The organism is Bradyrhizobium sp. MI1.4, assembly GCF_055811315.1.
The window spans coordinates 366,694-392,739 of sequence record NZ_JBVVPP010000002.1; the positions used below are offsets into that span (position 1 = coordinate 366,694).

Annotated in this window: 15 protein-coding genes and 4 pseudogenes; 9 read left to right on the top strand and 10 right to left on the bottom strand. The window is 59.4% G+C overall.

Going from position 1 to position 26,046, the window contains the following annotated elements; genetic code table 11:
- The first annotated feature begins 646 nt into the window (after positions 1-646).
- A complete protein-coding gene (locus tag AC0L23_RS04050) occupies positions 647-3,751 on the top strand; it encodes an efflux RND transporter permease subunit (protein WP_473356769.1) in 3,105 nt (1,034 codons plus the stop codon).
- 1,371 nt (positions 3,752-5,122) lie between these two features.
- Here the strand turns inward: AC0L23_RS04050 and queD are convergent.
- Positions 5,123-5,485 (bottom strand): 6-carboxytetrahydropterin synthase QueD, encoded by a 363-nt coding sequence (queD, locus tag AC0L23_RS04055; protein ID WP_473356773.1) that lies wholly within the window; start codon positions 5,483-5,485, stop codon positions 5,123-5,125.
- 706 nt (positions 5,486-6,191) lie between these two features.
- Between queD and AC0L23_RS04060 the strand changes: the two genes are divergently transcribed.
- Positions 6,192-7,610, top strand: a complete 1,419-nt coding sequence (locus AC0L23_RS04060) for an MATE family efflux transporter (protein WP_157234121.1) — start codon at positions 6,192-6,194, stop codon at positions 7,608-7,610.
- A gap of 86 nt (positions 7,611-7,696) precedes the next feature.
- On the opposite strand, the pseudogene AC0L23_RS04065 reads toward AC0L23_RS04060, so the two are convergent.
- Positions 7,697-8,100, bottom strand: a pseudogene (locus tag AC0L23_RS04065) (IS630 family transposase); the annotation flags it as partial.
- Between AC0L23_RS04065 and AC0L23_RS04070 the strand changes: the two are divergent.
- Entirely contained in the window at positions 8,065-8,334 is a 270-nt protein-coding gene (locus AC0L23_RS04070) for a hypothetical protein (RefSeq protein WP_473356774.1), read from the top strand. The pseudogene AC0L23_RS04065 and the gene AC0L23_RS04070 sit on opposite strands and share 36 nt — an antisense overlap.
- 839 nt (positions 8,335-9,173) lie before the next feature.
- Here AC0L23_RS04070 and AC0L23_RS04075 read toward each other — a convergent pair.
- From AC0L23_RS04075 to AC0L23_RS04095, 5 genes and pseudogenes are all read right to left on the bottom strand, one after another.
- Positions 9,174-10,574: an aspartate ammonia-lyase gene (locus AC0L23_RS04075; protein WP_473347443.1), complete on the bottom strand. Its 1,401-nt coding sequence runs from the start codon at positions 10,572-10,574 to the stop codon at positions 9,174-9,176.
- 99 nt (positions 10,575-10,673) lie between these two features.
- The gene (locus AC0L23_RS04080; protein ID WP_259217616.1) at positions 10,674-11,729 is read right to left on the bottom strand and encodes a LysR family transcriptional regulator; all 1,056 of its coding nucleotides are present in this window, start codon (positions 11,727-11,729) and stop codon (positions 10,674-10,676) included.
- Between the two features lie 1,059 nt (positions 11,730-12,788).
- Positions 12,789-13,994, bottom strand: a complete 1,206-nt coding sequence (locus tag AC0L23_RS04085) for an MFS transporter (protein ID WP_259217615.1) — start codon at positions 13,992-13,994, stop codon at positions 12,789-12,791.
- Between the two features lie 880 nt (positions 13,995-14,874).
- Positions 14,875-15,184: pseudogene (locus AC0L23_RS04090) on the bottom strand (transposase); the annotation flags it as partial.
- 1,200 nt (positions 15,185-16,384) lie between these two features.
- Complete coding sequence (locus AC0L23_RS04095; RefSeq protein ID WP_219682983.1) at positions 16,385-16,591, bottom strand: cold-shock protein; 207 nt, start codon at positions 16,589-16,591, stop codon at positions 16,385-16,387.
- A 414-nt stretch (positions 16,592-17,005) separates the two neighbouring features.
- Here AC0L23_RS04095 and AC0L23_RS04100 point away from each other — a divergent pair, with 414 nt between their 5' ends.
- Entirely contained in the window at positions 17,006-17,311 is a 306-nt protein-coding gene (locus tag AC0L23_RS04100) for a hypothetical protein (protein ID WP_259217614.1), read from the top strand.
- Positions 17,312-17,926: 615 nt separating this feature from the next.
- Here AC0L23_RS04100 and AC0L23_RS04105 read toward each other — a convergent pair.
- From AC0L23_RS04105 to AC0L23_RS04115, 3 genes and pseudogenes are all read right to left on the bottom strand, one after another.
- Positions 17,927-19,147: pseudogene (locus tag AC0L23_RS04105) on the bottom strand (IS91 family transposase).
- 22 nt (positions 19,148-19,169) lie between these two features.
- Positions 19,170-20,003: pseudogene (locus AC0L23_RS04110) on the bottom strand (tyrosine-type recombinase/integrase).
- Between the two features lie 258 nt (positions 20,004-20,261).
- Positions 20,262-20,951, bottom strand: coding sequence for an IclR family transcriptional regulator (locus tag AC0L23_RS04115; RefSeq protein ID WP_259217612.1), 690 nt, complete (start codon positions 20,949-20,951; stop codon positions 20,262-20,264).
- A gap of 164 nt (positions 20,952-21,115) precedes the next feature.
- Here AC0L23_RS04115 and AC0L23_RS04120 point away from each other — a divergent pair, with 164 nt between their 5' ends.
- The 5 genes from AC0L23_RS04120 to AC0L23_RS04140 are packed head-to-tail and all read left to right on the top strand — an operon-like array spanning position 21,116 to position 25,914.
- Complete coding sequence (locus AC0L23_RS04120; RefSeq protein WP_259217610.1) at positions 21,116-21,904, top strand: ABC transporter ATP-binding protein; 789 nt, start codon at positions 21,116-21,118, stop codon at positions 21,902-21,904.
- Positions 21,891-22,661: an ABC transporter permease gene (locus AC0L23_RS04125; RefSeq protein WP_259217608.1), complete on the top strand. Its 771-nt coding sequence runs from the start codon at positions 21,891-21,893 to the stop codon at positions 22,659-22,661. The genes AC0L23_RS04120 and AC0L23_RS04125 overlap by 14 nt, the downstream gene beginning before the upstream one ends.
- A 52-nt stretch (positions 22,662-22,713) precedes the next feature.
- On the top strand, positions 22,714-23,715 hold the full coding sequence (locus AC0L23_RS04130) for an ABC transporter substrate-binding protein (RefSeq protein WP_473356768.1): 1,002 nt from the start codon (positions 22,714-22,716) through the stop codon (positions 23,713-23,715).
- Positions 23,716-23,765: 50 nt separating this feature from the next.
- Positions 23,766-25,031 carry a CaiB/BaiF CoA transferase family protein gene (locus AC0L23_RS04135; RefSeq protein WP_259217605.1) on the top strand — a complete coding sequence of 422 codons (1,266 nt, stop codon included), beginning with the start codon at positions 23,766-23,768 and terminating at the stop codon, positions 25,029-25,031.
- A 55-nt stretch (positions 25,032-25,086) separates the two neighbouring features.
- Positions 25,087-25,914 carry a citryl-CoA lyase gene (locus AC0L23_RS04140; protein ID WP_259217604.1) on the top strand — a complete coding sequence of 276 codons (828 nt, stop codon included), beginning with the start codon at positions 25,087-25,089 and terminating at the stop codon, positions 25,912-25,914.
- The last annotated feature ends 132 nt before the right edge of the window (positions 25,915-26,046 follow it).

The following is a 26,046-nucleotide window of genomic DNA, read 5'->3' on the forward strand; positions in this document are numbered from 1 at the left end:
TCGCCTTCCTGGGGTTCACTTACTTTGCGGGCGGACCCAAGATGGCCGGTTCATCGTGAAGCACAAGACCGAAGGGAAACGCCTGTGCTCTCGAGCAACATCACAAGTCTCGCGCGGCTCATGCGGGCGTCGCTCGTCGACAAACGTTGGTATAGGTTATGCAACCCGTTCTATATCCCCGGCTTACCTCTGTAGAGTTGAGCTGCCCGTCGGCTTGTCTGTAGTTTCAGCGTCGAAGCTGGATCGTCCGAAGGGTGGGGCGGCGCGAAATCCTAAGCTGAGTTGATAAGTGTGCTGCAAGGCATTGCTGCCATTGAGGCGTGGGACGAGGTTAAATGGAAATACGTCAGCCCACTTCCGCGTTGGAGGTCCATCAGCACATTGTGTGCTCCCTCCAGAAGCAGGACCCAGTGATCTTGGACATCGGCTGCTACGACGGAGCTGACTCTTTACATTGTCTGCGGCTTTGCCCAGAGGCTCAGCTCTACTGGTTCGAGCCGGATCCCCCGGGGCGGTTGCTAGCTTAAGAGAAACATGGGGCTCTACCCTGAGAAGGTCCCCTAGCCACAGTCGCCGCGTTGATGACTGTTGCTGTAGCCTGGCTTACTGGCGAATTTCCGTCAGTCTCTTGAATGCGAGCATCGCGATGGCATTTACCGAGCTCTTCATCAAACGTCCGATATTGTCTATCGTCGTCAGTCTCCTGATCCTGCTGACCGGCATTGGTGCGGCCACCGTTTTGCCAATCCGGCAGTATCCTAAGCTGACCAACACGGTCGTCAATATCACAACCTCTTATCCTGGCGCCTCCGCCGACATGATCCAGGGGTTCATCACCACGCCCCTTGAGCAAGCGCTCGCTTCGGCCGAAGGCGTTGATTACATTACGTCCTCCTCGGTGCTCGGTGCCTCGACGATCCAGGTCTATATCAAGCTCAATTTCGAGCCCAACGAGGCGCTCACTGAAGTGCTCTCCAAGGTCAACTCGGTCAAATATTTAATCCCTAAGGAATCGAACGATCCGGTCGTCACCAAATCTGCCGGTCAGACCACAGCTGTCATGTATATCGCCTTCTCCAGCGAAGAACTGACGGCCAGCGCGATCTCCGACTATCTCTCGCGCGTGGTGCAACCGATTATGTCAACTGTAGACGGCGTCGCAGCGGCAGACATCCTCGGCGGCCAGAGTTTTGCGATGCGGTTATGGCTCGATCCCGCGAGAATGGCGGGCCACGGCGTGTCGCCAGCTGATGTTTCGGCTGCAATCGCGGCCAACAACTTCCAGGCTGCGGCCGGCCAGACTAAGGGCTATTTCACTCTCGCCGACGTCACGGTCAACACTGATCTGCGGAGTGTTGATGACTTCAAGCGCATGATCGTCAAAGCCAACGACGGCGGCTTTGTGCGCATGGAGGACATCGCGACAGTCGAGCTTGCGGCGCAGAGCACAAACGCCAGCGTCGCGATGAACGGCGAACACGCGATCTTCGTCGCCGTGCAGGCGAGCCCAGAAGGTAATCCACTGAACATAGCGCGAGGCGTTCGGGCACTGCTTCCAGAAATGAAGCGCAGCCTGCCGCCATCGCTGAAGATGGAAGTGGCCTACGACTCCACCAAGTTCATCCAATCATCGATAGACGAGGTGGAGAAGACGCTCCTTGAGGCGGTCGCGATCGTGGTGTTGGTGATCTTCCTGTTCCTGGCCTCCCTGCGGTCTGTCATCATTCCGGTCGTCACCATTCCGCTGTCCATTATTGGCGTCTGCAGTATGATGCTGGCGCTGGGGTTCTCATTCAATCTGCTGACCCTCCTTGCGATGGTGCTTGCGATCGGTCTTGTGGTTGATGACGCAATTATCGTGGTGGAGAACGTTCATCGCCATATGGAAGAAGGTGCGTCGCCCGCGCAGGCCGCTACGAATGGCGCGGGCGAGATCGTCGGCCCCGTCCTCTCCATGACGATTACGTTGGCCGCCGTGTACGCGCCCATCGGCTTTCTCGGCGGCCTCACCGGCGCGCTGTTCCGCGAATTCGCGTTTACACTGGCGGGTTCGGTGATCGTGTCGGGCGTGATCGCGTTGACGCTGTCGCCCATGATGTGCGCGGTCTTCCTGAAGAGCGCTGAAGAGGGGCGGTTTGCAAAGTTTGTGAATCGTGTGTTCAGCGCCATGACGCGCTGGTACGGCCGCAAGCTCGACCGCTCGCTCGACTATCGCCCGATTACCGGGCTGTTTGCGCTGACCATGCTGGGCCTCGTCGCCTTTCTGTATATGCACACTTCCAAGGAACTCGCACCCGAGGAGGATCAGGGCATCGTATTCGCACTGACAAAAGCGCCGAAATACGCCAATATTGATTACCTGGATTATTACGGCGCCAAGCTCGACAAGGCACTCCAGAAGTTTCCCGAGACGGATTTTCGCTTCGTGCTCAACGGCATCAGCGGTCCGCAGGGCGGCATGGCCGGGATGTTGCTTAAGCCCTGGGCCGAGCGCAAGCGCTCATCGATCGCGCTGAAATCGCTGGTCCAGGCCGAGCTGTCCAAACTGGAAGGCATCAACGCATTTGCCTTTAGCTTGCCGCCGCTTCCGGGCGGTTCGGGCGGCTTACCAGTGCAGATGGTGATCAAGTCGACGCTCGGTTTCCAGTACATCTACGAGCAGATGTCGGAGCTGAAGGATGCCGCGCGCAAGAGCGGTCTGTTCATGGTCAGCGACTCTGACCTTGTGTTCAACCAGCCGGGGGTGCGAATCAAGGTCGATCGATCCAAGGCGAGCGACCTTGGCATCACCATGCAGAACGTCGGTAGCGCGCTCGCGACCCTCCTTGGCGGAAACTACGTCAATCGCTTCAACCTGCAGGGCCGCTCCTACGAAGTGATCCCGCAGGTGCCGCGCGAGAAACGCCTGACGCCGGAATCACTTGGGAGCTATTATGTCAAGACAGCGGCGGGCTCGATGCTGCCGCTATCGACCGTGGTCTCCATCGAGACTGCGACCAATCCGAACGCACTCACCCACTACAACCAGCTCAACTCCGCGACCTTCCAAGCCGTACCGATGCCCGGCGTCACGATCGGTCAGGCTGTGGACTTCCTCGACGTCGAGGCAATGAAACTGCCCGCAGAGTTCAGCCACGACTTCCTCGGGGACGCCCGTCAATATGTGCAGGAGGGTAACAAACTAGTCATCACCTTTGCGTTTGCACTCATCGTCATTTTCTTGGTGCTCGCGGCGCAGTTCGAAAGTCTGCGCGATCCCCTCATCATCATGTTCAGCGTTCCCATGGCAATCGCCGGCGCCTTAATCCCGCTATTCTTTGGCTTGGCGACGATGAACATCTACACCCAAATCGGACTGTTGACATTGGCTGGGCTGATATCCAAGCACGGTATTCTGATGGTCCAGTTCGCCAATCAGCTGCAGCTCAAGGAGAGACTCGATTCCCGCTCGGCCATCGAGATGGCGGCGCGCGTCCGCCTCCGCCCAATCTTGATGACCACCGCGGCGATGGTCACGGGCCTCTTACCTTTGTTGACCGCAACGGGTGCTGGCGCCGCGAGCCGCTTCTCGATCGGGCTCGTGGTCGTCGCGGGCATGTCCATCGGCACGCTGTTCACGCTTTTCGTGCTGCCGGCGCTCTATGTCGCGATCGCGTCGGATCACCGCGCCGACGCGAGTTCCGATCACGTCCAGAACGCCGCCGAGCTCGCCTTCATCGGAGCATCCGATGCCCACCTGGCCAAGCGATGATCCTAACGATCAACTCGGGTTGCTCGATCGCGCCGCTAGCGTAGCGGCGCTGCTCGCCGACCGCGGTAACTTGATCGCACTGGGTGCCTGCAGTTCATGGCGGCGGACAGGAAGGATGATCCGCGGCTGCTGCGCTTCGTCTCGATCTACTGCTTGCCCGAGGTGAAGGACTACATCGCGACCAAATACCGCCGCTTCATTGTGCAGATGTGGTGAGCGACGGATGCCTGGGAGGGTTTCACGGTCCCTTGCGCGTCCGGAGCTTCAAGCCGGTGGTGCGAAGCTTGGGGGGGGTCATGTGTTCGGCGAAGAGCGCGTCGCAGATCCGTTTCTGCTCCGACAGGCGGATGCTGTTGTTACCTGACCGAGCAGGCCACCGCCACGTGATTTGCCGGACATCACGGCAGCATAACTCGCAAGATTGACGTCGCCCGGGACAGGGACAGAATCCATGTTCCCCGAATGGGTGGCGTACCCATTTTTCAATTGGTTCTTGGTGGAGAATTATTCACTTCCTGACCGCGCTGCAATTGCTGTCTGAAAAGAGACCGCTGATTTGCTGCAGGCTTAGATAGTTGCCAAGAAATTCAATCCCCGCCAATTTTGGGCGCGAAACGAGCCGGCCAAGACGCGATAGTCCGGCGATTACTCGAGCGCGGCCGCCATTTCGGCTAAGGTTTGGGGATTGGAGGTTCCCGGGATGAACCCGTGGTCGGTGCGGGCCTGACTGCACTCTATCGGATGCGGCGGGGCGAGGCATCGGTTCCTGTGGACAGCTGTTCGCCCGGTTTACGTCCGCAGCTATTGGTTGGGTGGAAATAACCAGTCGGCCAAGGGATGCATCCCTGACCAGTCAGCGCGGACGCTCGAGTCCGGCACCTCGCCAGCTTCAATTGAGGCTTCGCCCGTCGAAGTTCGAACGGGGGATATTGACGGCGATGTCTATGGCACGCTCGCGCACATGCGGGCTTGCGCGATCTTGCATCCACCCGTGCTCCTCGCATTGGCGGCTAGCGCCGACCTGCTGCAGCACCAAGTCGCCGAGCCGCAGCGTCCGGGATGGCGGGTCGTCTCGCCGGTACAATCAGCATCGAATTCGCTCCTGAGGACGAATCCCTCAGATCGTTCCGCGGTTAGCACAACGCGGGATTCCGAATCGTTTGGCCGGAAGCTTTTCGAATGCGGTCACGTGATGGGTGTCCTCATAGCCAAACCGGGCGCTCCGGTCGGATCCAAGGGCTCCTCTGTGAGCGAGAAATCTGGCCGCGGGCGTGGCGGATGAAGAGCCGAATCGCAGATCGAGCAAGTCCGCTTCTGAGCCGAAGAACGACAGGCGCGCCGCATCGACACAGTCCCAAATCAGCGCTGAATTCAGCGATCGGGCCCGTCATATTCCGCCCAACTATCCGTCGTCTCGTACACCCTCACGCTCGAGAGTTGGGCGAGGCGCGGTTTCGCGTGCTCCCAGATCCAGATGGCGATATTTTCCGCCGTCGGATTTTCCAGTCCCGGGACGTCGTTGAGGCAATGGTGATCGAGCTTCTTTATAAGAAGGCCAAACGCTTCCTCCATGTTGAAGAAATCCATTACGAATCCGGTGTGCGGATCGACTGCCCCTTTCAGCACGACCTCGACGCGATAGGAATGACCATGCGCCCGATGACAGCGATGTGTCTGCGGGACGTTTGGAAGTCGGTGCGCTGCCTCGAACTTAAATGCTTGGGATATCTTCATGTGATGCCGAGTGTTTGTGGGACGGCACGCTGAGCCGCCATTTCGGCTGAGCCAGGCAGTACGAGATAGCCCGCCGCTCGACGGCGTCAGGGCGGTCTTTCGATCGAAGCAGAAATTGTCCAAGCCACGTTCATCGAACCGGTCTGGCAGGCTGCCGGTTGCGGCCACACGAATTTTCAGTTCGTGTCCGCGAGTGACGGCCAGCGCGGCGCGATTTACTGACGCAAATCCAGTCACCACGCTGGCCGGGGCCGGCAGCCTGCCGTTCGTCTCGATCGCGCTGAGGAACCCGATATCTTGTAAAGATTGCAGGACATCATCGAACCACCACAGTGGTTCTGAGCACGTTCATTGCTTGTGCCATGCAGATGATGGAGCGTCTACTACAAGATCCGGTAGATGCCAAAACCAACTTGAGGCTCTAGGGTCTGGCCGCGTTTCCCCGCCGATCATCATCCCGAGAAGTGAACGCAACCGGCACGATGCTCAACCAAAGGGCGGAACGGCACAATATGACTAGCAGAACCTGGGGGCTACCCTCAAACACCTCAGTCAGTATTCGCTACAACTGATGGGAGGCGTATGCCCAGGCAAAAATCAGCTTTGAAAACGTCAACCTATCCAGGCGATCACGGCGTGCCAGAGCAGATCCAGAGAGGATTGCGCTGAGTACGCCATCGTCGAACTTGGAAAAGTTCACTCGTCCGTGAATGGACCGAATACAGAATTCGCCCTCGACAGCAAGCGCAATGTGATGCCGAAGAAAAAACAGCACGTCGATCTATCGGACCAGAATCTCTTGAGTCTTATCCTGCGGCTCGCCATTCCGTCTGTTGTTGGATTATCGATCCATGCGCTGCAGCAGGTCGTCAATGCGATCTTTGTTGGCGCCCTAGGCGCGCAGGCGATCGCAGCTGTTAGCATGACCTTGCCGATCGTGGTCCTGCTCGCCGCAGCCGGACAGGGGATCGGTGTTGGAGCAGCGTCGTTCATATCTCGTCATCTGGGCGCTCGTGAGTACCTAGAAGCGAGTCGAGGCGCAAGCACGGCACTCGCGCTCGCCGCTCCGATCGGTATCATAGTCACCCTCACTCTGCTTCCAAATCTGCCAGGGATATTTGCAACGCTCGGAGCAACCCCAACCATCATGCCCGTGGCGCTCGACTACGCGGGAACGGTTTTGTTGGGGTACACCCCGATGCTACTAAATACCGTCAGCGGGTTCATTGTAAGAGCCGAAGGCTATACACGATTTAGCATGTGGGTGATGATGACCGCGTTTATCCTGAACGCTGTGCTTGATCCCGTCTTCATATTTTCACTTGACCTTGGCGTGCGAGGCGCAGCCCTCGCAACGCTGGTGTCTCAGATCTCTGCTGTCGGACTGTATATCGTGTATTTTACGAAGCTTGGCGGGACGGTTCTCGTCAGGATATCTCACATATCATTGCGAGCAGATCGCATCAGACAGCTCGCGTTGGTAGGCGCGCCGGCGACAATGACGAGTATCTTATCTGCTCTTGCCGTTATGCTCTTGTACGGAGCTGCTGCGCCGTTCGGCGACGATTCCATCGCCGCGGTTGGAATAGCTGTGCGTATCTTGATGGTCGGCGCACTGCCTATCACCGGGTTCTGTATTGGCGCTCAAGCTATCCTGGGTTTCGGTTGGGGCGCACGCGACTATGCTCATATATTGAGAGCTGCGAAGTTCATGCTCTTCGTGACGATCGCATTCTCGGTGCTGTATTCTGCGGCCGTTGTGATTTTTGCGAGGCCTTTGGTGAGCCTATTTAGCGATAACGAGTACGTCACCGAAATTGCCGTCTCGACCTGCATCGTGTTCCATCTCTTCTTTGGACTGTTTGGGGTGCAGAGTTTCGTGACGGCAATGCTTCAGTCATTTGGGAGAGCGCGCCTCAGTGCAATTGTGTCCTTGGCCAGGCAGGGGTATCTCTTCATACCGGCCGTACTGTTATTCCCGCTGGTAGCGGGTTTTAACGGACTGTTAGCCAGTCAAGCGCTCGCAGAGCTTGGCGCCGGAATAATCGCTCTCATCGTCATGTTCAACCAGTTCGGCGAGCTCAGACGAGCGCTCCGGCACGGTCCTCAAGAGCGATCGGGATAGCGGGTTGAGCTGAGAACGGATATGATCGAGGCACAGAGCATTGGGCGCTAGCCTCCTGGGAGGCTCGCCCTTAAAGCGTGATGGGACTAGCTTCGATAGCCTGAGTTTTTGAGGTAGTTGGCGCATTCTTCGGGTGTAAATGCATAAAGGAGTTCGCTGATGGCGGCGCAGACCGCATCGACAGTTCGTGCGGCTGCCTTGCGGAGCAGATGCTTGAGTTTGGCAAAGACTTGTTCGATGGGGTTCAGGTCGGGTGAGTATTTTGGCAGGAAGAAGAGCTTTGCTCCGGCGAAGCGGATGAGCTGGCGTACGGCTTTGCTTTTGTGGCTGCCGAGATTGTCCGGGACGACGATGTCGCCGGGCCGAAGGGTCGGCAGGAGAACCTTCTCCACATAGATCCGGAAGCTCACGCCATGATTGGTCCCTCGATGAACCATGGCGCATCGATCCGGTCATGGCGCAGGGCCGCCAGAAAGGTAATGGTTTTCCAACCCATCTGGCCCCGAGCAACGCTGCCGGTCTCATCGACCCGTTTCATCCAGCCGATCGCCGTGCTGATCGCCACTCCAAACTGCTTGGCGGCCCGATTGCGCGCCCTACCGGCCAAATTAAGGGCGTCAGCTCTTACGGCATTGATATCGGCCAAAGGCTGGAAGTCGAAACGGCCCAAGGCAGCGGCAATGTGGTCGGCCGTGAAGCGGGGGTGATCTCAATCGAGAACTGACTGTCACACCAGTAACATGCGGCGTTTCCGAATTGGTGAATGGAAATGCGAACCCCTTTGCGCTTTGCCACTCTATGGCAAGCAGCTAAATGCAATGACGCCAATACAAAAGGTGATGCTAACTTTTGCTACAAACCAGGTAAACACTGGCACGGTCATCGACAAGGCCTATAGCCAGAGCATCTTGATTGACCTTACCTTATACTCAAACCGAATGTCGCATACGACATAAACAACGGCTGGGAGTGGGGAAACTTCAGCTGGGCCCCAGTCGAGACGACGGATGAGATTCTGACGCGCGCAGCTGCCTCTCGGCATCGGATGGATTTCGCGTGCCTCAGTGCCGTCTTGAATACGGCAGCGAACGAACGAAAAAATGTTGGGCCCGTGTTCGAACCTGCGGGACTCGATCACGCCTCGTGAATGTATCATCAGGTGAATCAGGCCGTAACCAGCTATCGGAGAACTTGCACATCTTGATCGGGCTACCGGCCGAACAGGATGTGAAGATTGGCGGAGGCCAGGACGGCCCCACGCGAATGGTTAGAATACGTTATCGACAATTTCTTACGTGTTTGCTGATTTTGCCGATCACTGCCCCTGGCACTTCGGCCAGGCGCGTCCGTATAAGCACGACTTGAAGAGAGGCCGGAGCACTGACCCATGAACAAGCGGCCTCTCGATCGCGGCGCATCGTCTCATCCGCCGCATCGGGTTGAGACAGGGCGATGGCGAGTTGGCTGTGGTATGACCTTCGTAGGTTGATCCTCCGGTGTTGTGCATCGACTCGCGGCATGCTCGTGAGCCCTTCCCGTACAAGGGCAGGTGCAGAATCGCGCTCATGCGCCATTCTCGCGATAACGGGTGCTCTCGTGCAGCATCTGCAAAACCGCGCTACGGTTCAGAAGTCCGCGGTCGATCGCGATTTCGACGAAGGGCCGCATTTGCTCAGCGGCTGCAAGGACAAGTGTCGATACCTGTTCATAACCCAGGCGCGGTACGAACACGGTCGCAAGAGCCGAAGATTGCATCAAGTTGCTGAGCGACCGTTCCCGATTTGCCCGGATCCCCGAGATGCAGTGGTCGGCAAATATTCTGGCCGATCGCGTCAAAAGCTCGATCGAATCGAACAGGCGCGAGGCGATGACTGGCTCGAAGTGATTGATTTCGAGTTGGCCGCTCAACGCAGAGAGAGATACTGCGGCGTCGTTGCCGACGATAGCGAACGCAACTTGCTGGATCATCATCGGCAGAACTGGATTGAGTTTACCTGGCATGATCGAAGAACCGGGCTGGAGAGCGGGCAACCGCAACTCGCCAAGCCCCGTATTTGGCCCAGAGGAAAGGATGATCAGGTCAGAGGCAATTTTCGCCAATACCTCTGCTGCGATGCGGATTTCCGACGACACGCGTGCGAAGGCGTCGGCGTTCTGCATGGCATCGAACATGTCGTCGCCTGGGCGTACCGCGGCGCCCAAGATCGCCGCAAGATGTCCATAGACGGCACGGCGATAGCCCGGCACTGCTCCGAGCCCGGTGCCAATCGCAGTGCCTCCGAGGGGAAGCACCATCAATTCCTGGCGCGCCACGGACAGCTTCAAGGAGAGCCGCTTGATCGCTGATGCGTAACCGCCGAACGCCTGACCGAGCGTCATCGGCTGGGCGGCCTGCATGCATGTGCGGCCGACGCGCAATACGTCAGCGAATACAATGGCCCGCTCCGAAAGAGCGGCCGCCACCTGTTCCAGCGCACCCACCAGATCGCCGGACTTTTCGTGCGCCGCCAACTTGAGCGCCGAGGGCAGCACATCGTTCGTCGACTGGCAAAGGTTCACGTGATCATTTGGGTGGATCACGTCGTACCGGCCGGGCTTTTCACCGACAATTTGCAGGGCCCGGTTCGCCAGAACCTCATTCATGTTCATGTTGATCGATGTGCCGCCGGAGCCTTCGAGCAAATCGATGATAAACTGCCGATCGTGTTTACCAGCAATGACCTCGTCCGCAGCCGCGATTAGTGCTCCTGCTACTTTGGCGTCGAGGGCTCCGAGCTCACGGTTCGCCGCCGCGGCAGCGCGCTTGATGCGCGCTAGTGCCCGAAGAAGTGCCGGCTGATCACCGAGCTTCTGGAGTGAGATGTCGAAATTCTCGCTCCCACGCAGGGAGGCCAAGCCGTACAGGGCGCGCAGCGGCAGCTCGCGCGTTCCTAGACTGTCTATTTCGGTGCGAGTCGCTGACATCTCTGATCCCGGGTTCGGACGCTACGCAAACAACTCTCTCCGAAGACGGGCGAGAGTTAAAGCTGAGATCGGAGATGTTATGGAGGCTAATAAGTATGATTAATTAGGGATATACTGTTCGTCGAGCGTCCGGGTGGAGCCGCCCGCAACGCACCGGCAGGCGGCGTCCTCGTGAGCGAGCGGATCCAACACGATGCTGCCGACGGAACGAGCCATCCAGGGAATTTGAGCAGCGATCTGGGGCAAGGTCCAGTTCCGCAGGAGCACACGAATATCATCCGCTATTCGCGCAGCCAACGTGTCTAATCCGCCTTGCTTAGTCACCAACGCGATCGTGCGCGAGAGGCCGGTCGCCGGCAATGGCATGACTTCGAGCGCCGGTCGATGGACGGCAGCCTGCAATATGCACAGGGGTGTTGTAATCGCCACGCCCATGCCATTGGCGACCATCGAGAGCAGCGAGTCCGACGTGTCGAACGACATCGTCTGCGGATGCTCTATCCTTAGACGCCGGAGATGACGTTCAATTTGCGTTCCCATGTGCGAACGCGCAGTGTAGCGGATAAGTCGGTGCTCGAGGAGTAGGTCGTCCAGTGGACGATCGCGAAGAGTATCCGCCCAGGCAATCGGTGCTACCAGGAGGAATGGCTCGCGCAATAGGGGTAATGGGGTAACTTCGTCAACGCCCTCCATTGGATCCGATGTGACAGCTGCATCGATCTCGTTGCGCATCAATGCCTCGGCGTGCGCGGGTACCAGCCCCGAATACGCGCTCACGCGAAGCGCGATTGAACCCGCCATGAGGCTGCGGACCAACAGTGGTCCAACTGTGGACGCGAACGTGTCGATCATCCCGAGCCGAAGGTCCTCGCGTTCGGGACGCGCTGCGGCGGCCCGCATTTCCTCGACAGCTCGTCCGACGCGCAGGGTTATCTCGCGCATGTGGGTGAGCAGAGCTTGCCCCGCCTCCGTGGGCCCAAGAGGACGACGATCGCGACGGACGAGGGACGCGCCAATATGCGCCTCCGCGCGCTTCATCGCTTGTGAAACGGCCGATTGAGTGATGCCAAGTCTGAGGCCGGCCGCGCTCATGCTGCCCTCTTCGATGACGACAGCCGCGACTTCCAGTACACGCAAATCAGGCAAGCTAAACATAGGAAGCTTACGCTAATGGATTTTTATCGGGTGTGCCACTAGTCCGATTTTGCAGTTGCGGCGAGTCAATCTGCTCGACAGGTTGGCGCACCGGAAACTCACGCTGACCGCGGAAACAGCCGCTCCAAAGCCGCAGCGGTGGAACTGTTCGATGAGACTTCATTTACCCACATTTCCAACCGCTCCAATTTCGGCGCAGAGTTCGATCCGGTGTGTCTGGAGAGTCCGCGCCAGATGACAACATTTCCGAGCGCATTGTGGCAGGTCGCTTCACTCGTTTCGGGATGGCCGTCGCATTGGATCATCGGCCGTTGGTCGGACGTGTCTAGCGCGTAAACTTGATCTAGAGGCCGCGCCGATCTTGCGTCTCGTCTTAAGGCACCATCATGCGCGTTCATTGACAGTAAGCCCAGTTCTAGACCATGGCTTTGAGATCCCAGTGGGTCTAAGGACGCAATTGATCAAAGTCGCTGCTTGGAATGCCATTGTGATGCTGGTGAGCGCTCAATCAGGAAGGCACGCAAATAGGTCATCAGCTTGCTCATTTCGCGCAGGAAGGCGATGATGGCTCAGCTGCTCGGCAGCGCCTCAGAAGAGCCAGCAAAGAGCGCCTTCGGTTGAGCGCGATAGGACCGATCATCGAGAAGCGCGTCACACGCCAGCGTGAGGACGCTCACGGGATGAAGAAGGCGAGCTTGCCCGTCTGTCGGGTAGCGCCAATTATGATGCTAGAATGCCGGGTAATCTCAGGACAGAGACATTGTTGTGTGGAAAGAATGCAAAAGTGTTCCGCAGTGCGGTAGACCGCTCGACCGAATGCTCCTCGCAATGCCGCAACGGCGCAATCGCCCCGAAATGTTCGCGTACATCGCCAGAAACCTCGATGCCGAGTTCCTCAACGAGTTCTCGGGCAAGGCCTGGCGTGGTGTTTCACCCCCTTCGACCGGTCCGCTTGGCTGCACGAACATTTTGGTCCAACGCTCGCGTACCAGCGGAAGGTTTCGTGCGACATTCGTGGTAGGGCACGCGGCGATCCGCGCGTTGCGCACGGCTGCGGCGTTATCCATCAAGCAACGCCCCCTTTTTTAGATCACCCTCTGGGGCTGCTTGCGGGAGAACTATCAGCAGAGGGATGATGACGACCATACCAGCTGCCAGCATCACTCCTGATGGGCCGGCTACAGTCAACATCTGGGCGCCAAGGACGGCTCCGAAGCCGATGGCCGAATTGATGACCGCCGAGTGCATCGCGGCAGCAGTCATCACTGTCGAACCGGCGGCGCGCAGGATCCAGGTCTGGAGTCCCGCGAACAGCGCCGCGACGGCAGCGCCCCAGATGACCAGCAAGACAAGGACCCGGCCTGTCCCCAAGTGGGGACCAAACCATCCAAGGCCAACGAGCGCCAGACACAGAGCAAGCAGCCCCGCAGTGATGATGGGCTTCATGAAGCGGTCGATGAGGACGCCCGCCAGGATGTTCCCCAGGAATCCTGCTCCGCCAAAGCCGAACAACAGCGCGCCGATCATGACTTGGGCAACGTTTGGAATCTCGCTGAGGAATGGTTCTATAAATGTGTACGCCCCGAAATGCGCCGCCGCCATGAATGTCGTTACGGCATAGATCCCCAACAGGTCATGCCTGCGGCAGACCGATCCAAGCTCTCTCCATCCCGCTGGCGTCCCGGCCTGCATTTTCGGAAGAACTGCCACCATCAGGGCTGAGGTGATCAGTCCGATGGCGCCAATTAATCTGAACGCTGCACGCCATCCGCTCACCTGACCGACGAAGTTCGCGAGCGGCACGCCAACAACGGTCGCCATCGAGATCCCGCCGAATACGATTGCCATCGCAACACCCATACTGCGGGACGGCGCAATCTTAGACGCAACCGCAGCCGCCATGGCCCAATAGAAACCGTGAACGACAGCGCCCACCGTGCGTGCCAGCAACAACCCTTCGAAAGTGTGAGACATCGTCGCCGCAAACGTTGTTGCGGAAAGGATAAGAGTCAAGGCGATGAGTAGCGGCTTGCGAGGAAACTTCTGAAGCAGAACGGGTGACAACAGACCGCTGGCAGCACCGATCCAGGCATAGAGGGCCACCGTGAGCCCGACCGCTGCCTGATCTCGTCCGAGGTCGCGAGCAATCTGAGACAACAGCCCGATAGGTGCTATCTCTGCCAAGACGATGTGAAACGAGGCGATGCCTAGCACGATGACGGCGAGCCAGATGCGGAGCGAAGATTCTGTGCCGTCACTCGTCATTATTAAACATCACTGTACGAAGGATCCGCCCGTTTGATTTGTCGATGATCAGCCGCTGCTTGTACGCATTTTTCATCCATGGACGTGGCGCCGCATGGCACGGGCGTCTCTCCGGATGTTAATCGACCTGCATCGGTGGTATCCGATCGTTACGGTTGCATGGGTCGTTCTCTCCATCAACTGCGAGAGTTGATAGTTGACACACGACAAACGGCACTCGGTGTCCTCGACTGGCGTCCTGAGTGGGACTGTCGTTCCGGCCGGCGTCGTGAAAGAGGGCCTGACCTTACTCGAAGAGCTGCGTCGCTCGCCACCAGGCGCTGCGCTTCGCCAACCCCGCCAAACGAACGGTGCAATAGCATCGTGATGCCTTTCGTGCGTTCGGACGGCCTGCAGATTGCCGAGCTGCCAACACCGAGGAGGAGGTCTCACTCACGATGTCCCGGCACTGCTTCGGCAGCTTTAGCAGGGCGCTCGCGGATCATGATCTCCGGGGAGCCGCGATTGCCTCGCCTGCGTACGCGCGCGCTGGGTGTCAATCGGCCCTTTAATTGCGGTTTGTTGTCAAAACTTACATTTCTGAACTCGCCCACGGCACGGTGGTAGTGCTCGCGCCGTCGGAGCTGGTCCGGATTGCGGAGACGGCGCGGGCCGGCTGATACGTGCATTAGATCGCCGGGGCTGGTTGAGGTCTTCGCTGGGATCATGGTCCTTTCCAAGTCGCGCAGCGCCTCATGATGATGTCGGGGTCGGGCGCCTCAACGTTTGCAGCGGAGTGCGGACGAGCCGCCACCGCCTGATTGACCGAGGCCGCCACAACACCGTCCCAGCGAGACATCGCCAGTCCGGCAGACCGGACCAGGAACTCTACAAGATCGGATCAGGCTTCCTTCCTCTGGCCCCAGTCGAACGATGTGCCGTAGACCCAGATACAGTGAAGAAGGATGGCGAGTTTGCGCGCGATGGCGACCTTTGCCTTTCGCATGCCAATCCGCTTAGCGAGCTTCATGCCCCAAGCCCTAAGAGAGGACCATTTCTTCGTTCGATGAAGCAGGACGATCGCCGCCTCGTACAGGTAGGTTGGGAGAAGACGGTCGCCCCATCGTGATATCTTGCCCAGTTTCGCCAGAGTGGTTGCGTCGAGGCGTAAGACCCAGATAGGCGCCGACGCTTGATGCCGATCGGAAGCGCGATGTTTCAAGGTGCCGTCGCATGCGCTGGTTCATTAGGAGGACGGATCGAGCTTTAGCATTGATGCTAGCAGCCGCTCCGGCTTTGAATCCTCAAGTGGGCTTCAACGCGCGATGCCAACGGGCCGTATGTTGGTCCGTGCGAAGCCCTAATGATGGACGGAAGCGTTCCGCGGTTACATAAATTAGACTACGAGGGGCGCGGATCGGTGGTGGACGCCCGAAATGTCCCGGCTCAGCAAAATCCCCTTGGAATTCCGATAGGTGAGTTCGGCATTGCCTTCGTGCATCTCAAAATTCGATTTTCAGTTCTAGCCGGTTCGCTGCGCCAGGAGGATTGCCAACCTCCACGACGAGAGGCTCTAGGGCGGAGAGCGATCCCATAATGGCGTGGCGACCGGACGAGCACTCAACCAAAGATGGCCCCGCCCAATTAAGGTAAATTCAATCCAGCCCTGCCCCGACACTTATTGATGTGAAGGTAAACGATCATCGCCGCTGCGTATCATTTCTCGGCGAGATCATCCAGCACTTGAAGGGCGACTACGCGGTTGCAGCTTCAGCGTACGAGCCAGGCGTGTGGCTGAGCAAAGAACGCGGCGACCGCATGCACAACCGCGGCCGCAGGTGCGGCGTCGTGCTCCCCGAGATCCCCGAAGGCTCCTGATGGAGGGCGTTGAGGAGCCTGCCCACAATCTACGAATTGCCTGCTTGTGAGCCCTCGAGGCTGGCGACCTTGACCGGATCCAACGTCCGGCGAAGGGAGCTCGCGCATCAATAGCCTGATATCGTAGCCCTCTCGAACGCGCGAGAGTCCTTGCTTAGGTTTCCCATCCCTTCGTTGGTCCACACTGTTGAACTCGCGCCGCAGCACGGTATCGGGTTTGATCAGCGCCGGCGCCACCACCTCCGGTCCAGGATGATCGGGGAGGATGACCTTCCGACCAATAAGCCGCTCGCGAGCGCCTTCAAATCGCGCTATGACGAGCGGGCGGACTGACTGTTACCCGTCTACCAAACGGGACAAAGAGGCGATGCGCTAGCGAGCATCGCTAGCTACGTTCTTTTGTATTCGGACCCGCGAAACGTCGAAAATTGGCGAGAAATGAAACGACCCCAGTGCTTAAAGAGGCTGGGGTCGTTCCGAGGTAAGCGCCAGACTTGGGCGGGGGGCTGAGGCCAGACGCCTACGACATGAAATCAGACACGCAGATTTTCCGCACTGCTTTTACCGCGCCTCGGGTCGACTTTAAGCTCGTAAGAGACTGCCTGCCCTTCCCGCAGGTCAGAGAGGCCAGCGCGCTCCAGGGCGCTTATGTGTACAAAAACATCTTGGCCGCCCCCATCCGGCTGAATGAAGCCGAAACCCTTCGTCGCGTTAAACCATTTCACAACACCCCTCGCCACTCCCATCTCCCATTTGAGCAATACTGTAGAGTAGTTCTGGTCGGACCATTCGGGCGGCGCCGATTCGCCCATTGACGCACAATCTCCGCTGCTTCGGCGTCAGCGTAGTCGCTTGAGGAGTTCGAGCATGGCGAGCCTGGGCGATCATGCTTTCATGCCAGAGACCAGGCACAGCCGACGGGTTTGACCCAGGTCGCATCGTTCTGATCTTCCATCCTGTTGCGTCACTTGGGTGACGAAGGTTACGTTGGTGGGTTCTCCTAGCAGGGAAGCCGCGAATTTCATCGGCCCAAATGGCTCATCGGCCACTATTTTGCGGACAAGCAGCGGCCTCGCAACTACCAAAAGGGGTAGCTGGACGAGCGTACCGCACCAAATTAGCATGCTCCCATGACTGGTCGGAGAACATGGAAGATGAACTGGAAGAAGGAACTGGAGGCGCTGGTTCAACAATCCGCGGCACTCGTAGAACGCGCACGGAGCGTAGCGCCTATTCCAAAGCTGATAGCACCCATCGCGCCAATCGCAAAAGCTTCCCCACCCGATTCTCCCCCGCGGTTGAGCTGGGACACCTCCGAGCGAGAGCACATCAGCAAACGAGTTGCGAATTTCAGAGCGCATCAAGAGCGCGTGCGCCGCGAGCGCGACGAATATTTTTCCCACACGATGCAACGGACACGGGATCTCGCGAGAGGCCACGGCTCCGACGAACAGATGTAGGCGGTCGGAGAGTCGCGCAACTTTGCTAACAATCCGCCAAATCGCGCCAGAAGAGACGACTGTGGCCGACCACCGGCTGGGAACGGCGAGTAGCCGTGAGAGTCGTACGAGTCTCCAAGAGACGCCCGTCACAGCCCATCTGAGGATTGCCGCGCGCTGAGGATTGCCGCGTGGTGTCCTCACGCCATAGGTTGCCCTCGTACTGGATGCGCTGGGGGGCAACCACGCGATCGTTGTAGTGGCGCCGCCGACGCCCACACGAATCTGGTGCATGGATTTTGCACCGCCGAGGAAGGCGTGGGTGTTGACCCTGCCCCTCGGGCTTAATCCAGTTTGAAGTTCGTTCTGGCCGAAGACGAGGACCAGAGCATGCAGCACATTCGAGATCGGAAGGCCCGATCTGCTGGCTCGGCGCGTGAGGCAGAGACACGAGATGTGCGCATCGGGGAAGAGTTGAGATCAGACGCGCTTCACTGGAGATCGCGATAGGCATTTTGCTGCATCGGACGGTTGTTGTCGCGCAGTGTGAAAGCACGGAGTCGACATCGTCCGCGATGATCGAGACGCTGGGAGCGAAATGACGAATGATGATCGTCGTGCACGGCATGACTTGGCTCACGATGTGTCGCATCGGAACGGTGATGTTCGAGGGATGGAGCGTCTGAAGCTGTGTCGAAAGCGCTCAATGATGCGCATGACGCCACCACAATCCGGACAGGCAGGAACTTCGGCCCAGGTTTGAGCTTCCGAATCCACAGGCGGCGGCTGGCTGTCGTTTGGGCTGTCTCATGATCGAGAAGTTCGCGGCAAAGGGCGAGCTTGGCAGCGCGATGGCGGTTGGCCATGAAGCCGAAGTGGCGGATGCGATGGAAACCATCGGGCAGCGTATGAAGCAGGAAGCGGCGAATGAACTCGTCGGGCTTGAGCTTCATGATCTTTGTCGCGCCGTCCTGGCGGTAATCCTTCCATGTGAAGGCAACATGATCGTTGTCGGGTGCGACGAGCCGGCTGTTGGCGATCGCGACGCGATGGGTGTAGCGGCCGAGATAGGCCAGCACCTGTGCGGGTCCGCCGAAGGGCCGCTTGGCGTAAGCAACCCAGTTGACGCGCTGCATGGCTTTGATGCGACCAGCGAAAGAGTCGAGTTCGGCAAGAGAAGCAAGATCGCCGAAGAAGCGCAAGGCGCCGGCGTGGAAGGCCCCGATCAGGCGTTTGAGAAAAAGACAGCGAAAGAGCCGGGACAGCGGTTTGACGGCCAGGAAGAAGTTCGGTCGGCTGGCGATCCAGCGTGTTCCATCAGGTGACGGGCCGCCGCCCGGCACGACACAGTGAATGTGGGGATGATGCGTTAGCGATTGTCCCCAGGTGTGCAGGACCGCGACGCCGCCGATCTCCGCGCCGAGCCGGCGCGGATTGGCAGCAAGCGGCGGTCATCGCCTCGGCGGCGGCCCTAAACAGGATGGCCTAGACGACCGCCTTGTTTTGGAAAGCAATCGCGGCGATCGGTGCAGGAAGCGTAAAGACGACGTGGAAGTAGGGAACCGGCAGCAGGTCGGCTTCTCGCGCGGCAAGGCACGCGGCTCGGGCTGGCCCCTGACACTTCGGACAATGCCGGCTCCGGCAGGAATTATAGGCGATCCGCGTCATGCCGCAGTCATTGCGGGCCTCGACGTGGCCGCCGAGCGCCTCGGTTCGGCACCCAACAATGGCGCTCATCGCCCGCCGCTCGACGCGACCGTGATGACCGGCATGGTCACGACGATAGGCGTCGCCATGCCGGCGCAAGATATCGGCAATGTCAATGGCGGTCGGTGCGGGCGGACGTCGGGGGGTCATAAGCCGGATCCCGGAGCCGTTGTCATGCCGGTGGCGTCACCTCCAGCGACAGGCGGTCGAGCGGGCTCTGGGTCGCCCGGATCGTATGGGTGGCGACCTGCGTGTAGCGCGCGGTCGACGACGGATTATTGTGCCCGAGCAGAACCTGGCCGATCCGGATGTCGATTCCGTTCTCCAGAAGATGCGTCGCGAAGCTGTGGCACAGCGTGTGCAGCGTGACGCGCTTGGTCAGGCCCGCAGCCTTGACCGCCGAGCGGCAGGCGGCATGCAACTCGGTCGGATCAATCGGGTGACCTTCGTCACGCCCAGGGAACAGATAAAGCCGCGGCCGGGCGAGCCGCCAGTAGGTGCGCAGGATGCCGAGCAGTTGGGACGACAGCATCACGTTGCGATCCTTCGCGCCTTTGCCGTGGCGCACCTGGATGACACCGCGGGTGCTGTCGATGTCTTCGATCCGCTGTCCCGCGACCTCGGAGGCCCTGGGGCCGGCCGCATAGGCGGTGGTGAGCGCGGCGCGGCTCTTCAGGCTTCACACCGCCTCGAGGAACTGCACCACTTCGTCGGCGCTGAGAACGACCGGCAGCTTGCGGGGCTCTCGCGCATAGGGAATGCGCTCCGGGATGAGCGCCTCGCCGAGCGTGACGCCGTAGAAAAACCGTAGCGCACAGACGATGATCTGGCTCAGCGCCGGCCATGAGATGTCGGTCGAGACCAGATGCACCTGGAAGGCCCGGACGTCTTCCAGCTCCAACCGCTCCGGCGATCGGCCGAAATAGCGGCTGAACTTCGAAACCGCGCTGATGTAGGATCGCTGCGTCGCCGGCGACAGATTGCGGACTGTCATGTCCTCGATCATGCGGCGGCGAAGAGGCTCAAATCGGCCATCTCAATACCCTGTCTGAGGGGGGCTCCAACACCCACATCCTCTCAGCAGGAGGCGATCTACGCCACCTCGCCACGCACGCCGCGACAGCGGCTTCTGTAGGGATGGGTGGCGTCGAGATCGAGGATGATCTGCAGGCCTCAACAATGCGAGAAATGCGCGCTACGCTCAGGAGAGGCCATTGCGGCACCCGCCGAGCTGTGCGTTATAAACAGAACGCTGCCATGTAGCTCAGCGCTCAGTTGCAGGCAGCAAACCAATCAGCGCTTTAGCCTCGGACTTCAGCACTTCAACGGCAGATTTCCGAGCATCTGCATCAAAGCGAGTGCGAATGGCGGAGACTGAGAGCGCGCCCCGCAATTTGCCATAGACATCGATTACGGGCACCGCTGCGGCCGCAACCTCAGGATCACGCTCGCCGATCGAGACGTAGAAGCCACGATCTCTGATCTTCTTTCCATCAGCGAATGCAAAATCGCGGTAAGCGGTAAGAACGCGGCCCGCAGCGCCGCGATCAATCGGCAATCGTTGTCCTTCTTCGAGGTGATGCCGGACGGAACGCGGAGAATTAACGCGATAAAGGCAAATGCGCTCGTCGCCCTCCGCGATGTAGAAGGATGCGGTCTCTCCGGTTGCTTCGACCAGACGATGGAGCGAGGGTCTGATCAGGTCACCGAGGTCCAGCCCACGCTGATAGAGCGCCCCAAGGCGCCATAGCTCCGGTCCGGGTCGAAATAGCCGGTCGGTCCCCCGCACCAGGAATCCGTCCGCTTCCAGGGATGCGGCAAGGCGAAGGACCGTGCTCTTGTAGAAGTCGGTCGCCTCGGCAATCTCGGTCAGCGTCATGGCTGCTCGCTCAGCGCCGAAGGCCTTGAGGATCGCCAGGGCGCGCCCGACCGCATCAACCCCAGTCTTTGCCATTGATACAGTCCTCGTGTTCTGTCGTGCAGAACAGATATCCAGAATGGATAGAAAGTCCAGTATTCAATGCTCATCTGGGTTCTATGTTGCAGAATGCAATTGACTCCGGATGTAGCGCCATTTACCTGTTTTGAGGCTTAGAACAGGTTCTGCGGAGCGAAACAATGGAAGGGCAGCCGGCACTTGCCGTCGACCTGCGCGACGTGATGATTCGCTTCGGCGACTTCACCGCCGTGAAAAGCATGAACCTCCAGGTCGGCGAAACCGAATTCGTTGCAGTGGTCGGGCCGACCGGCTGCGGAAAATCGACCATTCTCAATACTGTCACCGGACTGCTGAAGCCGGCCGCCGGCGAGGTTCGCATTTTCGGCAAATCGCTTAGGGGCCTGAACGGTCAGTCCGGCTACATGCTGCAACAGGAAGGGCTGCTGCCCTGGAAAACAGCCCAGGACAATGTCGGCCTCGGGCTGGTGTTTCAGGGAAGCTCGATCGCAAAGGCGCGCGAGCAGGCGCGGCCCTGGCTCGCCAAGGTCGGCTTGAAGGGGTTCGAGGAGCGCTATCCGCATCAATTATCCGGAGGCCAGCGCAAGCGCGTTGCCATGGCCCAGACCCTGATCATGGAGCCGAAGATCGTCCTGATGGATGAGCCTTTCTCCGCGCTGGACGTTCACACGCGCCGCCTCATGCATCGCATCCTGCTCGAGCTATGGCAGGCGGACCGGCGCTCCCTCGTCTTTATCACCCATGATCTCGATGAGGCGATCACGCTGGCGGACCGCGTCGTTGTGATGTCTGCCGGTCCTGCCAGCTGCATGGTTGGCGATGTCAGGATCACGCTGTCCCGTCCACGCGACGTCTTGGCACTCCAGACCACGGATGAATTCGTCGCGCTCTATCGTGAAATCTGGTCGCTGCTCGGCGCCGAAGTGGAGAAAAGCTATGCGCAGGGGTAAGGTTGCTCTCACGCAGTTCGCCATCGTCCTCGGTGTGATCCTGATCTGGGAACTGGGTGTGAGGGTCGGGCTGATCGATCCTTTCTTCTTTCCGGCACCATCGACGCTTGTCGCAAGAATAGGCGAGTGGATGTCAACATCGGACTTCTGGACCGATGTTGGGACAACACTGCTGGAGACGGTGCTGTCTTTCCTGGTTGGGATCGGGATCGGCACCGCGCTTGGTATCTGGCTCGGCTTAAGCCCGTTTGCGGCCGAGGTGGTCCAGCCCTTTATCAAGATGTTCAACGCGATCCCCCGCATCTTGCTAGGACCCATCTTCGTCATCTGGTTCGGATTGGGGCTCACCTCCAAGGTCGCGCTCGGGGTAACGCTGGTCCTCTTTGTCGCATTCTTCAACACGTTTCAGGGGGTCCGCGAGGTCAATCCGGTCGTGCTCGCGAATGCCCGCTTGCTGCGTGCATCGAAGTCCTCGCTGCTGCGCCACGTCTACCTGCCGTCCGCCACCACGTGGATCCTGTCGAGTCTGCGGGTATCTGTCGGCATGGCCGTGATGGGAGCGGTGGTCGCCGAATATCTCGGTTCGTCCGCAGGATTGGGGCACCTGATTGCGCAGGCCGAGGGCGTCCTTGATGCCACCGGTGTCTTCGCAGGGATCATCGTCCTCTCCGCCTTCGTCATCGCGCTCGATGCCATCGTCGACCGGGTGGAAAAGCGGCTGCTGGTCTGGCGGCCGGCACCTGCCCACGAAGTTTGATCGTAGCGCTCCCATTCTCACGGAGGTTCCCATGCACGCTTTTCCGAGACTGATGGTGGTTATCGCGGCAGCTGTATTGCCGCTCATTTCAGCGCATGCCGCCGAGCCCGAGAAGACAAAATTGAAGATCGCAGTGGGATCACAGATCCTCAACTATATGCCTCTCGAGCTTGGTGTGAAGCTCGGTTCGTTTAAGGACCAGGGCCTTGAGGTGACCGTCGAAAACTTCCAGGCCGGTGGTTCGAAGGCTTTGCAGGCGCTGGTCGGCGGTTCGGTGGACGGGACAGTCGGCTTTTACGATCACACCATTCAGATGCAGGCGCAGGGCAAACAGATTTCCTGCGTGTTCCTGCTCAATGACATTCCCGGCGTGTTGCTCGGTATCCGCAGCGGCCTCGCTGACAAGGTCAAGTCCGGTGCCGACCTGAAGGGCCTCAAGCTCGGGATCACGGCGCCGGGGTCATCGACCGACACCATGGCGCGCTACTACATCAAGAAATCTGGGTTGGGTCCGCGCGACGTGAACATTATCGCGGTCGGCAGCGGGGCACCCGGTATGGTGGCACTCGAGGCCAGGAATATCGACGCGCTCGTCTATTTCGACCCGATTGCGACCCTTCTCGCGCGCAAAAAGAGTGCGACGCCGCTGTTCGACGCGCGCACACTCGAAGGCTCAAAACAGGCCTTTGGCGGAATCTATCCGACCGCCTGTCTCTACCTGCAGCAGACTTTCATCGACAAAAATCCAGAAACGGTCCAGCGCCTCGTCAACGCCTTGCTCAAAACCCACCGCTGGATCAACACGGCGTCGACGGAACAACTCGTCGACGCGATGCCTCCTGCATACAAGACCGACAATCGCGAGGTGAACATCGAGATCATGAACGCGTCGAAAGCGCTGTTCTCGCCAACAGGTCAGATGGACATCGAGGCGGCCAAGATCCCGCTGGCTGTCCTAGGCGACTTTGATCCGAAGATCGCAGCCGCAAAGATCGACCTGATCAAGACCTTCACGAATCGATTCGCGGAACGTGCTGCGCAGCAACTGAAATAAGTTGCGTACTAAGCGCTCGCTATCGGATCACCTACAAGAAGGCTCTTCAGATGTCTCTGCCGCTAACCGGTATCCGCGTTCTCGACCTGTCAAACGTGTTGGCGGGTCCGTTCTGCGGTTACCATCTTGCGCGCCTTGGCGCGGAGGTCATTAAGGTGGAAAATCCGAACGGCGGCGACCTGGCGCGGCGCCTCGGCGCGGATCCGCAAAGAGCGGAGCGCCTGCAGGGACTCTCGTTTGTCGCTGTGAACGCCGGCAAGCAATCGATTGCACTGGACCTGAAATCGGAAGCGGGCCGCGAGGTGTTCTTGCGACTGGTCAAGGAAGCCGACGTGGTGCTCGAAAACTTCCGGCCGAAGGTGATGGAACGCCTTGGCCTCGGCTTTGATGTGCTTGTCAGGCTGAACCCGCGTCTGGTCTACTGCGCGATCTCCGGCTTTGGGCAGAGCGGACCGTGGTCCGCCCGTCCGGCCTATGACCAGATCGTCCAGGGTCTCTCCGGAGCCATGAGCGTCACCGGCGATATAGCCTCGGCTCCCCTGCGCACGGGCTTTCCGATCTCGGACACGATTGCGGGACTGACTGCTGCGTTTGCTATCGCCGCGGCTCTGGTCGACCAGCGGCATAGGCAACGGGGTCGGTTCATCGACGTGTCCCTGCTCGAGGCCACCATTGCGGCGATGGGATGGGTCGTCTCCAACCACCTGAACGCCGGGATCGAGCCGCAGCCCATCGGCAACGAGAACTTTACCGCGGCTCCCTCCGGCACGTTCCGCACCGCAACGGGCCCGCTGAACATTTCCGCCAACGAGCAGAAGCAGTATCAAGCCCTATGCGACCTGATCGACCGACCGGACCTGAAGACGGATCCACGCTTTGCTGGACGCGAGATGCGCAAGGTGAACCGCGCTACGCTGAGCGCGGAGTTGAACAAGGCATTGAGTTGCAAGCCCGCTGAGGAATGGGAGGCCCAAATGAACTTGGCTGGTGTCCCTGCCGGCCGTGTGCTGACGGTCTCGCAAGTGTTGCAGCAGCCACAGGTCGTTGAGCGCGGATTCATCGAGACTTTGGCGCCAGAACAAGACGATGCGCAGCCGTTACGAATCACGCGGCCGGGGTTCCGGCTGGATGAGGAGTTTTCGGTGCCTTCACCACCTGCGACGCTCGGAGCAGACACTGAGCGATGGCTGCAGCGGCTCGGCTATTCGTATGCGGAGGTTGAGCAACTAGTCTCAAGCCGAGCCGTCGGGAGGCCAAAGCAAGGAGAGGCTGATTTCCTGCCCGTCCGCGCAGCCACGGACGGACCGATATCATGACATCCGACGGCTTGCGTCGGTTGGCAATCGGCAGGTTGAAAGGACGGAAGCGGAAATGAGCGAAGAAGAACTGAGACAGCAAGCGGCCAGTTGGTGGCGAACCTCCATTTGCGATATCGCGCCAGGTCGCATCGCCTATCGGGGTTATCCAATTGAAGATTTGATAGGCCGCGTTTCTTTTCCCGCCATGATTTGGCTGATGTTACGTGGCAATCTGCCGACGCCAGCACAGGAGCAGCTGCTGCAAGCTGCGCTGGTTGGATCCGTTGACCACGGTCCGCACGCGCCCTCCATTGCAATTGCCCAAATGGCGGTGAGCTGCGGCCTGCCCCTGAATGGCGCAATGGCCTCGGCAATCAACACGCTCGATGACGTGCATGGCGGAGCAGGGGAGCAGGCTATCGAACTCTACGAGGATGTGCTGCGACGGCGCCAAGGGCGAGAGATCGAGCAGGCCGCTGGCGCTGCAATCGACCATTTCACCGCAACCCGCAGCAAATATCTGCCGGGCTTTGGCCATCGGTTTCATCCAGTCGACCCGCGCGCGGCCCCGCTATTGGCGCTGGTGGATGCCGCAGCTGACGAGGGCAGTGTCGGCGGCGATTATGCCAAGGCCGCTCGCGCGATCGAGCGGGTGATGCAACAGCGCAAGAGCAAGCTCATTCCGATGAACATCGATGGCGCGACCGCGGTCATTTACGGCGAACTGGGCTTCGCCTCTCCGCTCGCGCGGGGGGTCTTCTGCTTGTCGCGCGCGGTCGGAATCCTGGCTCACGCCTGGGAGCAAACTGGGCGCAACGATCGCAACAAGGGCCCGATGCCCAAGCAGTTCGGCTACAAATACGAGGGCCAGCCGCGTCGCAGGCTCGAAGGCGCATCATGAGCATCTCGAAAACCCGCCCAAGCTGATGGAGGTTAGCGTGTTCTCGTCGATGCCGGCGGAGTTTCGTCGCCCGGCTGTTTCTTCGGAATGGGCAGACGCGAACCGCGGGGCATATCCAGTAGATTGTTTCAT

Excerpts from the sequence above, each read along its gene's own strand:
- AC0L23_RS04070 (WP_473356774.1), top strand. The coding sequence starts at position 8,065 with ATGGCGCAGGGCCGCCAGAAAGGTAATGGTTTTCCAACCCATCTGGCC.
- AC0L23_RS04130 (WP_473356768.1), top strand. The coding sequence starts at position 22,714 with ATGGTGGTTATCGCGGCAGCTGTATTGCCGCTCATTTCAGCGCATGCC.
- AC0L23_RS04140 (WP_259217604.1), top strand. The coding sequence starts at position 25,087 with ATGAGCGAAGAAGAACTGAGACAGCAAGCGGCCAGTTGGTGGCGAACC.
- AC0L23_RS04080 (WP_259217616.1), bottom strand. The coding sequence starts at position 11,729 with ATGTTTAGCTTGCCTGATTTGCGTGTACTGGAAGTCGCGGCTGTCGTC.
- AC0L23_RS04115 (WP_259217612.1), bottom strand. The coding sequence starts at position 20,951 with ATGGCAAAGACTGGGGTTGATGCGGTCGGGCGCGCCCTGGCGATCCTC.
- AC0L23_RS04120 (WP_259217610.1), top strand. The coding sequence starts at position 21,116 with ATGGAAGGGCAGCCGGCACTTGCCGTCGACCTGCGCGACGTGATGATT.
- AC0L23_RS04100 (WP_259217614.1), top strand. The coding sequence starts at position 17,006 with ATGAACTGGAAGAAGGAACTGGAGGCGCTGGTTCAACAATCCGCGGCA.
- AC0L23_RS04085 (WP_259217615.1), bottom strand. The coding sequence starts at position 13,994 with ATGACGAGTGACGGCACAGAATCTTCGCTCCGCATCTGGCTCGCCGTC.
- queD (WP_473356773.1), bottom strand. The coding sequence starts at position 5,485 with ATGAAGATATCCCAAGCATTTAAGTTCGAGGCAGCGCACCGACTTCCA.
- AC0L23_RS04050 (WP_473356769.1), top strand. The coding sequence starts at position 647 with ATGGCATTTACCGAGCTCTTCATCAAACGTCCGATATTGTCTATCGTC.
- AC0L23_RS04075 (WP_473347443.1), bottom strand. The coding sequence starts at position 10,574 with ATGTCAGCGACTCGCACCGAAATAGACAGTCTAGGAACGCGCGAGCTG.
- AC0L23_RS04135 (WP_259217605.1), top strand. The coding sequence starts at position 23,766 with ATGTCTCTGCCGCTAACCGGTATCCGCGTTCTCGACCTGTCAAACGTG.
- AC0L23_RS04125 (WP_259217608.1), top strand. The coding sequence starts at position 21,891 with ATGCGCAGGGGTAAGGTTGCTCTCACGCAGTTCGCCATCGTCCTCGGT.